This window comes from Enterococcus sp. C53 (genome assembly GCF_040887425.1).
In the GTDB taxonomy this organism is placed as follows: Bacteria; Bacillota; Bacilli; order Lactobacillales; family Enterococcaceae; genus Enterococcus_B; species Enterococcus_B hirae.
Map to the genome: position 1 here is coordinate 1 of NZ_JBFOFT010000003.1, position 14,546 is coordinate 14,546.

Annotated in this window: 12 protein-coding genes and 1 other annotated feature; of the genes, 3 read left to right on the forward strand and 9 right to left on the reverse strand. The window is 37.4% G+C overall.

The window, feature by feature from the left end; all coding sequences use genetic code 11:
• Positions 1-404 precede the first annotated feature (404 nt).
• The 3 genes from AB3I42_RS04935 to serS all read left to right on the forward strand — a co-directional run bounded on the left by AB3I42_RS04935 (position 405) and on the right by serS (position 3,869).
• The gene (locus AB3I42_RS04935) at positions 405-1,094 is read left to right on the forward strand and encodes a response regulator (protein WP_368022357.1); all 690 of its coding nucleotides are present in this window, start codon (positions 405-407) and stop codon (positions 1,092-1,094) included.
• Positions 1,081-2,289 (forward strand): sensor histidine kinase, encoded by a 1,209-nt coding sequence (locus AB3I42_RS04940; protein ID WP_368022389.1) that lies wholly within the window; start codon positions 1,081-1,083, stop codon positions 2,287-2,289. The genes AB3I42_RS04935 and AB3I42_RS04940 overlap by 14 nt, the downstream gene beginning before the upstream one ends.
• A 38-nt stretch (positions 2,290-2,327) precedes the next feature.
• Positions 2,328-2,546 (forward strand) — a binding site (T-box leader).
• 51 nt (positions 2,547-2,597) lie between these two features.
• Positions 2,598-3,869, forward strand: a complete 1,272-nt coding sequence (gene serS / locus AB3I42_RS04945; RefSeq protein ID WP_010736769.1) for a serine--tRNA ligase — start codon at positions 2,598-2,600, stop codon at positions 3,867-3,869.
• 446 nt (positions 3,870-4,315) lie between these two features.
• Here the strand turns inward: serS and guaB are convergent, their stop codons facing one another.
• The 9 genes from guaB to mnmG form a co-directional block, all read right to left on the reverse strand.
• Entirely contained in the window at positions 4,316-5,800 is a 1,485-nt protein-coding gene (guaB, locus tag AB3I42_RS04950) for an IMP dehydrogenase (RefSeq protein ID WP_010720519.1), read from the reverse strand.
• A gap of 320 nt (positions 5,801-6,120) precedes the next feature.
• A complete protein-coding gene (locus tag AB3I42_RS04955) occupies positions 6,121-6,816 on the reverse strand; it encodes a DUF1129 domain-containing protein (protein WP_010720518.1) in 696 nt (231 codons plus the stop codon).
• Between the two features lie 86 nt (positions 6,817-6,902).
• The gene (gene ychF / locus AB3I42_RS04960) at positions 6,903-8,003 is read right to left on the reverse strand and encodes a redox-regulated ATPase YchF (RefSeq protein WP_010720517.1); all 1,101 of its coding nucleotides are present in this window, start codon (positions 8,001-8,003) and stop codon (positions 6,903-6,905) included.
• A gap of 8 nt (positions 8,004-8,011) precedes the next feature.
• Positions 8,012-8,203 (reverse strand): DUF951 domain-containing protein, encoded by a 192-nt coding sequence (locus AB3I42_RS04965; protein WP_010720516.1) that lies wholly within the window; start codon positions 8,201-8,203, stop codon positions 8,012-8,014.
• Between the two features lie 120 nt (positions 8,204-8,323).
• On the reverse strand, positions 8,324-9,214 hold the full coding sequence (locus AB3I42_RS04970) for a ParB/RepB/Spo0J family partition protein (protein ID WP_010720515.1): 891 nt from the start codon (positions 9,212-9,214) through the stop codon (positions 8,324-8,326).
• Complete coding sequence (locus tag AB3I42_RS04975) at positions 9,201-9,968, reverse strand: ParA family protein (RefSeq protein ID WP_010736770.1); 768 nt, start codon at positions 9,966-9,968, stop codon at positions 9,201-9,203. Before AB3I42_RS04975 ends, AB3I42_RS04970 begins: the two co-directional genes overlap by 14 nt.
• Before the next feature lie 11 nt (positions 9,969-9,979).
• Positions 9,980-10,693, reverse strand: a complete 714-nt coding sequence (rsmG, locus tag AB3I42_RS04980) for a 16S rRNA (guanine(527)-N(7))-methyltransferase RsmG (protein ID WP_010720513.1) — start codon at positions 10,691-10,693, stop codon at positions 9,980-9,982.
• A 339-nt stretch (positions 10,694-11,032) separates the two neighbouring features.
• Positions 11,033-12,064 (reverse strand): FUSC family protein, encoded by a 1,032-nt coding sequence (locus tag AB3I42_RS04985; RefSeq protein ID WP_010736771.1) that lies wholly within the window; start codon positions 12,062-12,064, stop codon positions 11,033-11,035.
• Between the two features lie 573 nt (positions 12,065-12,637).
• Positions 12,638-14,536: a tRNA uridine-5-carboxymethylaminomethyl(34) synthesis enzyme MnmG gene (gene mnmG / locus AB3I42_RS04990; RefSeq protein WP_010720510.1), complete on the reverse strand. Its 1,899-nt coding sequence runs from the start codon at positions 14,534-14,536 to the stop codon at positions 12,638-12,640.
• Positions 14,537-14,546 lie beyond the last annotated feature (10 nt).

Genomic DNA, 14,546 nt, shown 5'->3' on the forward strand with positions numbered 1-14,546 from the left:
CGTAAGCTGTCGTTTTTTTACGACTCAGTTATCTTATCATGGTGTGATCCCTCTGTCAACAGTTTATTTTAACTATTTTCACTAGCGATCTTTGCTCTTTCGAACAAATAATAATATACCAACAGCAAAAATAAAAGTCAATAAGAAAAAAGCTGTTTTATCAACATTTTTAGCGTAATCGATCGTTCTAATCCTATAAGTGAGAAACGTTCGCTTTTAACATGTTTTTCATTAATGATAGCCTTCTCAGCATTGCGATTGTTCAGTTTTCTATTGATGAGCCACTTCACTTAGCTCTTACCTTCTAAAATTTTCCTTAACAAAGTGTTGCTTTTATCTATTTAGACATTTTTTTGCTAGAATGAATAGTAAATAGTATCATTCTAACTCTGGAGGAACAATCTATGAAAATATTAATTGCTGATGATGATAAAGAAATTGTTGAATTACTAAGTATTTATGTTCACAATGAAGGATACGAAGCTGTTAAGGCTTATGATGGGAAAGAAGCATTATCAAAGATTCGAACGATACCTGATATTGAGTTATTGATTTTGGATATTATGATGCCTGAAATGGATGGCATGCAGGTCGTTAAAGAATTACGAAAGGAATCGCAAATCCCGATTATCATGTTGACAGCAAAAACAACCGATATGGATAAAATTAAAGGGCTTGTTGCTGGTGCTGATGATTATGTTACAAAACCATTTAATCCTTTAGAAGTTATGGCACGCGTAAAATCTTTGCTTCGTCGAACAAAAATGCAAATCACACCGGATCAACCGGATATATTAGAAGTAAACTCTTTGATTATTAACAAAGATTCCCATGAAGTAAAAACAATTGATGGGAAAGAGATTCAGCTCACAGCATTAGAATTTGGGATTCTATACTTATTAGCAAGTCATTCTAATCGTGTGTTCAGTGCAGATGAAATCTTTGAGCGTGTATGGAAACAAGAAAGTATTGTTTCCGCAAAAACTGTTATGGTCCATGTTAGTCATTTGAGAGATAAGATCGAAGAAGCAACTGGTGGAGAAAAAGTCATTCAAACCGTTTGGGGAGTGGGCTATAAAATTGATGCAAGATAAAAAAAGAGGAACAGAAAAACGGCGACGAATCAATCTAACTTCTAAGGAAATCAGTGAGTTATTAGCAGAAGGTATTATCACCGTGATTCTCCTTCTACTATTAAATGTTGCGATTTTGGTTGTCCTTACTTCAATAATTAGTAGTTCCCCTTCATTGACTAATGCGATTTGGGATTCAAAAAATATTTTTGCTCAACGATTGAATAGTGATTTATTTTGGAACGGCCGAAATTTTCTGATTCCCCTTTTCTTTCTTTTAGATATCGGCGTATTATACTGGCGGTTAATCCGTCGCTACCGACAAATGCAACTACGTCATATTATTAGCGAGCTTCACTATATCGCTAATGGTAATTATGACCATCGGATCCCTTTTGAATTAACAGGTGATCTTAGTCGTGTAGTAACAAGCATTAATGGTTTAGTCGATAGTACAGTAGCTGCGATCGAAGATGAACGGAAAATTGAAAAATCAAAAGATGAATTGATTACTAATGTGAGTCACGATATCCGTACCCCTTTAACCTCTATTATTGGTTACTTAGGATTAATCGAAGATGGTCAGTATCAAACAAAAGAGGATCTTTTGAAGTATACCCATACAGCTTATATCAAAGCAAAACAAATGAAATTACTAGTGGATGATCTTTTTGAGTATACTAAAGTCAGACAACCAGCTGTTCCGGTCAATTTTTCGGCTTTTGATCTGATCCAGCTAATTGAACAACTAGCTGCTGATTTTGAATTAGAAGCATCAAAAAAGCATATCCAAATCCTTGTATCATCACAGGTTCCATCATTAACTATGGATGGGGACACTGAAAAACTAGTTCGTGTCTTTAATAATTTACTGACGAATGCTTTAAAATACGGCAAAGGCGCTACAAAAATTGTCATTGAAGTCGAAAAAGTTGGCTCAGAAGTCGTTGCGACAGTAAAAAACAATGGAGCTATGATTCCTCGAGAATCAATCGATAATCTTTTTGACCGTTTTTACCGAGTAGAAGAGTCTCGTTCACAAGAAACCGGTGGGACGGGTTTAGGTTTAGCCATTGCTCAAAGTATCGTTGCTTTACATGGTGGTTATATTTATGCTAAATCTGATAAACACTGGACTTCATTCATCATACATCTCCCAATAAAAAGAAATGAAAAATTACCAATCAAAAGTCAGGAATATATTGACGAAAATTAAAATATCCGATATTCTTATTACAATCATTTCTATATATCATATCTATATAGCACAGAACCCAGTACATTTTATTTTTTTCAAGAGAGCTGATGGATGGTGTAAATCAGCAAAAAATAAGTTGGAAGTTCCAGTTCTTTGATGTGTACCTTTCGAAATAAGAAAGGTCGGTAAAACAGCCGTTATCTGTTAACAAGAGCAGCATATTTATATGTTGAACTCGGGTGGTACCGCGAATGTTAGACCGATTCGTCCCAAGATAATTGAGGGATGGATTGGTCTTTTTTTATTATATTTAAGGAGGAATTGCAATGTTAGATGTAAAAATGATGCGTCAAAATTTTGATTATGTTCAAGAAAAATTAATGACTCGTGGGGTCAAAAAAGAAACCTTAGCTGAATTTATGGAATTAGATGAAAGTCGTCGAAAATTACTTGTTAAAACGGAAGAATTAAAAAAATATCGTAATGATGTTTCAGCAGAAATTGCGCAATTAAAACGGAACAAAGAAGATGCAACAGCTAAAATCAATGAAATGAAAGAAGTTGGGGGCAACATTAAAGCTCTTGATGAAGAAGTAGCGCAAGTAGATGAAAAGTTACATCAAATTGCGACTACCTTACCAAATTTACCAGATGATTCTGTACCTGTTGGAAAAGACGAAGAGGACAACGTGGAAGTTCGTCGTTGGAACACGCCTCGTAATTTTTCATTTGAACCGAAACCACATTGGGAAATCGCTGAAAACTTAGGTATCTTAGACTTTGAAAGAGGGGCAAAAGTTTCTGGAAGTCGTTTTGTTTACTATAAAGGATTAGGTGCTCGCTTAGAACGTGCCGTTTATAACTTTATGCTAGATCAACACATCTATGAACATGACTATACAGAAATGATTACTCCTTATATCGTAAATAGTCGGGCTATGTTCGGAACTGGGCAATTTCCTAAGTTTAAAGAAGATGTTTTCCAATTAGAAGATACAGATTTGACATTGATCCCAACAGCGGAAGTTCCATTAACAAACTATTACAACGATGAGATCTTAGATGGGCAAGATTTACCGATTTATTTCACTGCTCTTAGTCCCGCATTTCGTTCGGAAGCAGGGAGTGCCGGCCGTGATACTCGAGGATTGATTCGTTTACACCAATTTAATAAAGTAGAAATGGTCAAATTCTCTGATGCAGAACATTCTTATGATGAGCTAGAAAAAATGACAGCCGATGCTGAAGATATTCTACAAAAATTACATTTACCTTACCGTGTAGTAGCATTATCTACTGGAGATATGGGCTTCTCTGCTGCCAAAACATATGACTTAGAAGTATGGATCCCTGCACAAGAAACATATCGTGAAATCAGCTCATGTTCAAACTGTGAAGATTTCCAAGCACGACGCGCAATGATCCGTTACCGTGATGCAGACGGAAAAATCCACTATGCTCATACACTGAATGGTTCAGGACTTGCAGTCGGCCGAACTGTCGCAGCGATCCTTGAAAACTACCAAAATGAAGATGGATCAGTGACTGTTCCAGAAGTATTAGTTCCTTACATGGGAAATTTAAAAGTAATCAAATAAATAGAGCTAGATCAAAAAGTGGACTGATAACACAATAAAAACTAGGCTCTTTGTCAAATAATGTTGATGGAGAGAAATCTTGCTATTACTTTAAATCATAAAAAGGATGACGCTAAAGTCTAGGACGGATAGAGATTCTATTCGTCCTAGACTTTTTTTCAAAAAACAACGAACCAGACAAAAATGCGGGTAGACTCCCTAAAACTTCTAATCTAAAATGTTAAAAGACAAATTCATCTGTCATATATTTGTTTGATCAAACGATCCACATCAAAGATACAGGTTTGAAATTAAATCAATCAATTAGATAGAACTATCGCATCCGCTGACAACAAAAAAACACCAAAGCTAGTAAGATTCTACTAACTTTGATGTTCATAAATCGAGCATTGTTACTTTAAATCTGGCATTCTGCTAGATTTCCCACTACTTTTATCTCTTTTTTATTAAGATTCTACTGAATAGTTAGGTGCTTCTTTTGTGATTTGGACATCATGTGGATGGGATTCTTTCAACCCATTGCCACTCATTTGGATGAATTGTGCTTCGTCACGCAATTGTTTCAAGTTGCCTGCCCCAACATAACCCATACCAGATTTTAATCCACCGATCATTTGGAAGATAATATCCGCAACGCTTCCTTTGTAGGCCACACGTCCTTCGATTCCTTCTGGTACTAATTTATTCGCTTCATTGACGCTACCTTGGAAATAACGATCTTTTGAACCTTTTTCCATTGCGCCCAATGAACCCATACCACGATAAGTTTTAAAACGTCGTCCTTGGAAAATCTCAAATTCACCTGGAGATTCATCTGTACCGGCCAACATGCTACCTAACATGACGGCATGTCCTCCAGCAGCTAATGCTTTGACGATATCACCTGAATATTTGATTCCGCCATCAGCAATAATTGCTTTGCCATATTGTCGTGCGACAGAAGCAGCATCATAAATCGCTGTTAATTGTGGTACACCTACACCGGCAACCACACGTGTTGTACAAATTGATCCTGGTCCGATACCGACTTTTACGACATCCACACCAGCATCATATAATGCTTTTGTTGCTTCCGCTGTCGCTACGTTACCGGCAATCAAAGTAGCATCTTTAAAGGTAGAACGAATTTCTTGGATTTTACGAATCACTCCAGCACTATGACCATGTGCTGTATCAATAACGATCGCATCTGCTCCTGCTTCCAACAAGGCACCTGCACGCTCAAATGTATCACTTGTTACACCAACAGCAGCAGCTACAAGTAGACGTCCATGTTCATCTTTGGCAGCGTTGGGAAATTCAATCACTTTTTCAATATCTTTGATTGTGATCAATCCACTTAAACAACCATCGTTGTCAACGATAGGTAATTTTTCAATTTTATGTTTTTGCAGTATTTTTTCTGCGTCTTTTAGAGAAGTACCGACTGGGGCTGTTACTAAGTTTTCTTTGGTCATCACATCATTGATTTCCATATGATAATCAGTTACAAAGCGCATGTCACGGTTCGTAATAATACCAACAAGTTTTCTGTTTTCTAAAGTCTCAACGATCGGTACACCGCTAATTCGATATTTGCTCATCAATTCTTCTGCATCTGCTACAAGATGTTGCGGTGTTAAGAAAAATGGATCAATGATCACACCACTTTCAGAACGTTTGACTTTGCGCACTTCGTCTGCTTGTTGACTAATTGTCATATTTTTATGAATAACACCTAATCCACCTTGTCTAGCCATCGCAATAGCCATCTTACTATCAGTTACAGTGTCCATACTTGCACTGATGATCGGGATATTCAACTTAATATTTTTTGCTAATTGTACACTCATATCCACTTCGTTTGGTAACACGTGACTTTCTGCTGGTATCAGTAAGACATCATCGAAAGTAAACCCTTTTTTCGTGAACTTTGTTTCCCAGTTGGACATTTTTAGTACCACTCCTCTAGTTTTTAGTTTATCTATTAAAATAATCGATTTTTTCTATTAAGTCAACCGTCTTCCCATAATCCGGACTGTTTCTAAGAATATCCTTATTATAAGCGTTTCCATCACAAGTCATATATGGTTAATAACGAGAAACTCTTTTAAGAGAAGCTACTGATTAAATTTACCAAGTTTCTCAAATTTTTGTTCTTTCTGTTTTAACCATTTCTCCATAAAAAATAAGAGACCACTATTCAAAACAAACAACTGTTTCAAATAATGATCCCTCATCATTGATATACATCGAATCGTACTTTAACGAATTATCTTCTAGGTACAGATAAACTTCCAACGATTCCATATTTTTTCTTCATGTAATAACGCAAAGCTAGTGCAGCAGCCCCAATAATGATGATAACTACTGGATCTAACAACGGATTCAGTACTGGAGGAAGAAGTGTGGTAGCGGAAAAGGCAACCACCCAGACCAATGTAGTTCCAGTTAAGATCAACAATGTTTTACCCATACCTGGCTTTTTACTACGATCTGCTCCCGGATACTCATATTGATAAATGTATTTATACATCAGGTAAAATACCCAACCACCAACAGCTGATCCGAAGACCAAAGTTGTGATTCCATAAGCTGGCGTTGTTCCACGTGAAAACAATCCGGTAATAGCAATCATGATACTCAACAAACCTAATAACAGGAATGTATTGTCTAGCCACATCAATAGTGGTTTAGAATTTACCTTTGCTTCAACTGGTTTGTTGATAATTGCTTCAGTTCTTTCAGAGACAGTTCCAAATAATTGTCTGGCTGTTTTTCCACCTTTTTGTTCAGACACTAAGGTTGGAAGGATGTCATGAAGTGCTTTTACCTTTTCCTCTTCGGATAGATTAGCTGCTTCTAAAGATTTTTTTAAGTCAAAAATATATTGTTGGTTTCTTTTAGTTAATTTTTCTTCTAATTGATTGTTTTCTTTTACAATTTCACGTAATTGTTCTGATTCCATGATCTAAATAGTCCTCCTTAGCCGCTACTTTAACGGTTGTCACAAAAGACATTCTAACATACTATACGTATCGTTTGATAGCCCTTTTATACATTAAAACGGAATAACATAACGTCGCCATCTTGGACTACATAGTCTTTACCTTCTAGACGAACACGGCCAGCTTCTTTGGCAGCATGCATATTTCCATAATGATCTAGATCTTCAAAAGAAACAGTTTCCGCACGGATAAATCCACGCTCAAAGTCTGAATGGATAATCCCAGCTGCTTGAGGTGCTTTGATGCCTTTTTTAAATGTCCAAGCCCGAACTTCTTGTTCTCCTGCTGTAAAGTACGTAGCTAATCCTAGCAAATCATAAGCTGCACGAATTAATTGATCTAATCCAGACTCTTCAATTCCTAAAGCTTCTAAGAATTCTGCTTTATCTTCTTCATCTAGTTCAGCAATTTCTTCCTCTGCACGTGCGCTGACTACGATAACTTCTGCATTTTCTTCGGCAGCAAAATTACGTACAGCTTGAACGTAGTGATTCGTATCGCTATCTGCTACTTCATCTTCTGCAACGTTTGCTACATATAAGATTGGTTTGGTAGTCAATAAAAACAATGATTTAACGATTTTTTGTTCTTCGTCCGTAAATTCGATAGAGCGAGCTGAACGTCCTTCTTCCAGGACTGGCTTGATTTTATCTAAAACAGCTAATTCAGCAACTGCATCTTTATCTTTCGTTTTTGCGATTTTTGCTACTCGAGTATAGCGTTTAGTGATCGATTCCAGATCTGCCAATACTAATTCTAGATTGATCGTATCAATATCCGCTAATGGGTCAACTCGTCCTTCAACATGTGTGATGTTGTCATCATCGAAACAACGGACCACATGACAAATCGCATCAACTTGGCGGATATGACTTAGAAATTGATTTCCCAAGCCTTCCCCTTTACTTGCACCTTTAACGATTCCTGCAATATCCGTAAATTCAAATGTTGTTGGCACGGTTTTTTTAGGATGAACAAGTTCAGTTAAGCGTTGTAAACGCCAATCGGGAACTTCTACCATTCCTACATTCGGATCAATGGTTGCAAAAGGATAGTTCGCTGCTTCTGCTCCAGCTTTGGTGATTGCGTTAAATAAAGTTGATTTACCGACATTGGGTAATCCAACAATTCCAGCAGTTAATGCCATAGATTTATTCACTCTTTCTCTGCATTTTTTTCAAGTACTTTTTTTAATTTTTTCTCAAATTCTCGACGAGTCATCATAACGATGTGCCCGCAATTGACGCATTTGATTTTGATGTCCGCTCCCATGCGGATGATTTCCCAACGGTTGGTCTGACAAGCATGAGGTTTTTTCATTTCAACAATATCATGTAAGTCGTACATAAAAGTCCCCTCCTTTAGTCATTTCTCTTAAGAACGGTTCCCACGTCTTTTTTGATATTCATATAGTGATCGTAAAAATTAAGGTTGATTGGTCTGAATTGAACGCTTCTTTCCTATTACTTATTCTTCATCGAATTGAATATTAAGGATATCAAGGATTCTTGTCAAATCATTTTGCGAAAGGTACTCAATTTCAATCTTTCCTTTACCGTCTTTTTCTTGGATAGCAACACTTGTACCAAACTTATCCATCAAGCGGTCTTCACTTTCACGTATATAATAAGGCTTTTCTTTTGCTAGTCGAGGGATTTTCTTTTTTTCTTTCCCATCGTTTTGATTTAATTGCGAAACAATTTGTTCCAACTGACGAACCGTTAGATTCTCCATAACTGCTCGATTCGCTAATTTTAGAATCAAACTTTTGTTTTTTAGACCTAATAAGGTACGAGCTTGTCCCATCGATAATCGTTGATCTTGGACCATTTCCTTCACTAAATCAGGTAACGTTAACAGTCGGAGATAGTTTGCGATATATGGACGACTTTTACCTAAGCGTTTCGCTACTTCTGCTTGCGTAAGTTTAAGATTTTTCATCAGCATATCATAGGCTTCAGCTTCTTCTAATGGGTTCAAGTCTTCACGTTGCAAGTTTTCCAAAACAGCGACTTGCATCATTGCTTCTTCATCAAAGTCACGAACAATTGCAGGGATGGTCGCTTTTTCTGCTAACTTAGAAGCTCGGAAACGACGTTCACCAGCAATGATTTCATATCCTTTTACTGCCGAACGACGGACGATAATCGGTTGAAACACGCCTGATTGCTCAATGGAGTTTGCCAATTCTTGAAGCGAGACTTCTTCAAATGTTTTACGTGGTTGATAAGGGTTAGGGCGTAATTCGTTTAGTGGTAATTGTACAACTGTTTCATCTTCAACATCCACAGTTTCTAAATTCTCTAAATCTTGAAATAACGCATCGATCCCTCGTCCTAATCCTTTACTTTTCTTCACGGTTAACCACTTCCTTTGCCAATGCTTGGTAAACTTCAGCTCCTCTAGAACGTGGATCATAATCAATGATCGGCATTCCATGACTTGGTGCTTCTGAAAGACGAATATTTCTTGGAATAATCGTTTCATAGACCTTCTCACGGAAATACTTTCGGACTTCTTCCACGACTTCATTTCCTAAGTTCGTACGTGCATCATACATTGTAAGTAAGACGCCTTCAATCTCCAATTCTGGATTGAAATGCTTTTGAACTAAACGAACTGTATTGAGTAATTGACTCAATCCTTCTAATGCATAATATTCACATTGCACTGGGATCAGAATAGAATCGCTAGCTGTAAATGAATTAATAGTCAAATGACCTAATGAAGGTGGGCAATCAATCAGAATATAATCATATTGATCGTTCACTTCGGCTAAAGAACCTTTCAAGCGAGACTCTCTGGCCATCATTGAAGTTAATTCGATTTCTGCTCCTGCTAATTGAAGAGTGGCAGGCACAATACTCAAATTTTCATGTTCGGTAACAAGAGTTGCTTCGGCAATCGGTAGCTCATTGACTAAGACATCATAAATATCTTGAGTAACATCTGGTTTTCGAATACCGACACCACTTGTGGCATTGCCTTGTGCATCCATATCCACTAACAAGACTCTTTTACCAAGACTAGCTAAGCAAGCACCTAAGTTAACAGTGGTCGTCGTTTTACCTACGCCACCTTTTTGGTTTGCAACAGATATTATTTGTGCCATCTCTTCTCCTCCTACTTGATTGGTTGCTTATTTGGCATACCAGGTTTTCTTGGGTATTTTTTCGGGGTGACTTTCTTCTTTTGGATTACCAAAATATGTCGCTTGTCAGATATTTTCGGTAATTCTATCGCATCTTCTTTGATAAACTTTCCCCCTAAGATTGCGATCGCATGCTTGGCTTCTATTAGTTCTTCTTCGCTTTTTGCAGCTTTCAGCGCATAAAAGTATCCTTCTTGCTTCACTAGAGGCAAACATAGTTCTGCTAAAACATTCAATCTTGCTACAGCGCGAGCAGTCACTAAGTCAAATGAAGCTCGGAATTGAGGATTTTGACCAAATGTCTCGGCACGATCGTGGTGAAGTGCCGCTGTGATACCAAGTTCTTTTGTTAATTCCGTTAAGAAGTTGATTCGTTTATTCAGTGAATCAACGATCGTGATCTGTAAGTTAGGAAACGCAATTTTCAGTGGAATACTCGGAAAACCTGCGCCTGAACCTACGTCACAAAGTGAAAGAGGCTGAGAAAAGTCCACCTCAAAAGCTAACGTTAATGAATCATAGAAATGCTTCAAATAAACGTCATTTTTTTCCGTGATGGCTGTTAAATTCATTTTTTCGTTCCACTCAACTAACCACTGATAGTAACGTTCAAATTGACTCATTTGTTGATCAGATAAATGGATGTCTTTATCTGCCAATGCTTGACGAAATTCTTCTGGTGTCATAATTAATCCTTTCATTGTGAAACAGCAATTGTTTCACGAAATCTCTTTTTACTTTAACGCAAAATGAACCGAGTTGCAATCTTTCTACCGGTAAATTTATAGGAGGTTTTAAAAAATTAAAAAGGAAGCACTAGGAAGTACACATCCTTCTATATGTAAGTAATTAAAAAAAATAAATGCCTTAACTAGGTTATCTCTAATTTTTAGCGCCAGTTGATTTTTTATTCAAATTTAAACAAAAAATGAACACATATCAAATGTATGGGTTAAAAAAATCAGCTCGTCTTTGATCCTCACTTCAAAAACGAACTGGCTTTTTTTTGTATATACTTTTATTTATTATTTTGTCTCTAATTTTCTCCGCACAACATTGAGATAGTGCTGTAACCCAACGGTCATGACCCATGCAGCACCTAAACCAATAAAACTTCCGATAACGATTCCCAAAAAGCGATATTCGATCAAGGATATCAAGTAGGCCCCACGAATTAGTGTCGATAACATCAGTGCCATCGGATTAAGAAAAATGTTGGCAACCGCATAATTTCTAGCAACCAAAAATTGTGAGATACCGTAAAGAAAAGTGATCAGAAAAATCGTTTGTAACTGAGTAAATGGTACAAAGGATAAAACAGCCGACACACATAAGCCCCCCATGGAACCAATCAAATATTGTACTTGCCGATGTTTCATTGCATCCAAATTCTCAGCTAAAAGAATAGAAGCACAAGAAAGAGTTAACCAGTAAGGATTGTGTAACTGCAATCCGTGACTAATATAGACGGAAAGAAATAAAGCAACACTGTAGAAAACAGAATCAATGATTACTAACGGTTCTTCTTGGAATCTCTCTTTTAAAGAGATTTGTTCAATGGCTTGTTCTGGACGTGAATCAAGTAACTTGGTGATAACTGCAGCAATCAATGAAAACATGACCCCCATGAAAAAATAAAGAGAAACCATTGGCAAATGATCAATCGGTAACTGCATACTTGTTCCCATCGCCGAAAGCATCGCAAAAAATAAGCCACCTGGTTTTGAAATATGGAACAACCGCAAAATAAACCGGCTGGCAAAAGCCACTACAGCTACAGCAAAAGGTTCCAACCATAAAACATAGGTTGATAACATTCCTAATACAAAGGCAAATAAAAGTCCACAACCAATGAAAAACATGCGCTTAATTAAATGTTTCATGGGTATATTTTGATAATAGAAAAAAGTAAAGATCCCTAATGAAGAAAAACTTGAAATCAAGAAATTCTGGTTTATGTATCCTAACCATAGTACGATAAAAATCAATAGCATCAGGTTCATGATACGAAATGGGTTATCTTGAATCTTATTAAAACGAAAATAAGTTTTGAACAACCAATCGCTCCTTTCTTCTATCTTTATTTAGATGTTGAGGCTCCAATGTTTCGCTCTCGTTTCTATCAACATCATTTAGTATAACAACAATTTCTTTATTTTTCATAAAAAATTAAGTGGGGGTTGAGACAAAAGTGTTTAGCATCAAGAAAGAAGAAAGAATTTCCAGAAATTGACAGAAAACACAAACACTAGTTTTTGCTGTTGATTGTTACCTACTTGATACTTCTCAAATTTTTGGCTCAGTCTATAAATAGGAGGAGACTCGAGACTTACGAGGTAATTTCCCATCAATTCTAGCTCAACCTACCCAATTGAATTGTGCCCTGGAAAAAGGAGATTTACACCATCAAAAAATGGACAAAAAGCAAAATACTTCCTATCCATTGATGGTGCTAAGATTTCTCTTTACTGGTATCGTTGCTAAAAAGACGAAAAAAAAACTATCTTCTAGAGATTCCAACAGGAGTATCTAGCTCTGAGAAATAAGCCGGAGAATCCAAAAATAGTTCCTCCTATTTTTTGAAATCTTCGGCTAATTTTCCAATGTAGCTACTTCTGGAAAACCGTAAATCAGAGGTTTTCCACTTTCGCAATCTTCCCTTGTTCGATGTAGACCATCAAAATACTTAGATCAGCGGGGTTTACACCACTGATACGGCTAGCTTGAGCGATGGTTTCTGGTTGGATTTTTTGTAGTTTTTGTTTTGCTTCTGTAGCCAATCCATTAATTGCTGCGTAGTCGATATTTTCTGGTATTTTTTTGGCTTCCATTCGTTTTAATTTTTCTACTTTTTCAAGTGCTTTTTTAATGTATCCTTCGTACTTAATCTGAATTTCAACTTGTTCAATTTCTTTCGCTGTCAATGCTTCATTTTCCGGAATAAACAACATTAAATCGCTGTAGCTAATTTCAGGTCGCTTCAAAAAGTCACTCGCTAAAACCCCGTCTTTTAATGGCGCAGCATTGATAGTTGCCAAAAATGCTTGGACTTCTTCTGTCGGTTTGATCCGGACAGTCATCAAACGTTTAATTTCTGCTTCAACAGCAGCTTTCTTTTTCAGATAAGCTTGGTATTGGTCTTCTTTGACTAAACCTACTTGGTGTCCCATCTCCGTCAAACGTAGATCTGCATTGTCATGACGCAATAATAAACGATATTCAGCACGTGAAGTGAGCAAGCGATAAGGTTCATTGGTTCCTTTAGTCACTAGGTCATCAATCATAACACCAATATAACCGTCACTGCGTTTGATGATCAAAGGCTCTTTTCCTTGGACTTTGAGCGCTGCATTGATTCCAGCAATCAGCCCTTGGCCCGCTGCTTCTTCATAACCACTAGTCCCATTCGTTTGACCTGCAGTATAAAGGTTTTCGATGACTTTCGTTTCGAGCGTTGGACGTAATTGATGGGGTTCGACAACATCATATTCGATCGCATATCCCGTACGCATCATTTCAACTTTTTCCAGTCCTGCGATAGAGTGTAGCATATCCACTTGGACATCTTCTGGTAATGAAGTCGATAATCCTTGAACGTATACTTCTTCCGTATGCAAGCCTTCTGGTTCTAAAAACAATTGATGTCTTGGTTTATCTGCAAAACGTACGATCTTATCTTCAATCGATGGACAATAGCGAGCGCCCACACCTTCAACGATTCCAGTAAACATCGGTGCACGATGCAAGTTATCACGTATGATTTTATGAGTCGTTTCACCGGTATAAGTCAACCAGCAAGATTCTTGTTCTAAGTTGTACGCACTATCTGGCGTGCTAAAACTAAAATGATTTGGTTCTTTATCGCCAGGTTGCTCTTCAGTCACTGAATAATCAATCGTACTTGATTTAACCCGAGGAGGTGTTCCTGTTTTGAAACGATCAATCGCAAAACCTAATTCTTTTAGATTATTAGCTAATCCAACAGAAGGCTGTGAATTATTTGGTCCAGATGAATACTTCAATTCTCCAATGATGATCTCGCCTCGTAAAGCTGTACCAGCAGTAATAACAACAGCTTTTGCTTGGTAGCAAGCACCAGTTGACGTCACCACACCTCGACAAACGCCCTCTTCGACGATTAATTCTTCGACGATTCCTTGACGCAACGTCAAATTAGGTTCTTTTTCTATCGTATGCTTCATTTCTGCGGAATAAGCATGCTTGTCTGCTTGCGCTCTTAAAGCACGCACAGCAGGCCCTTTTCCTGTGTTTAACATTCTCATTTGAATGTACGTTTTATCGATATTTTTACCCATTTCGCCACCAAGAGCATCGATTTCTCTCACTACGACACCTTTTGCTGGTCCTCCGACTGAAGGGTTACATGGCATGAACGCTACCATGTCTAGGTTGATAGTTAGTAATAACGTTTTGGAGCCCATTCTGGCTGCAGCCAACGCTGCTTCTGAACCAGCATGTCCTGCCCCTACAACGATGACGTCATAAGTATCTGCTTGATAATGATTCAAGTACATTTCC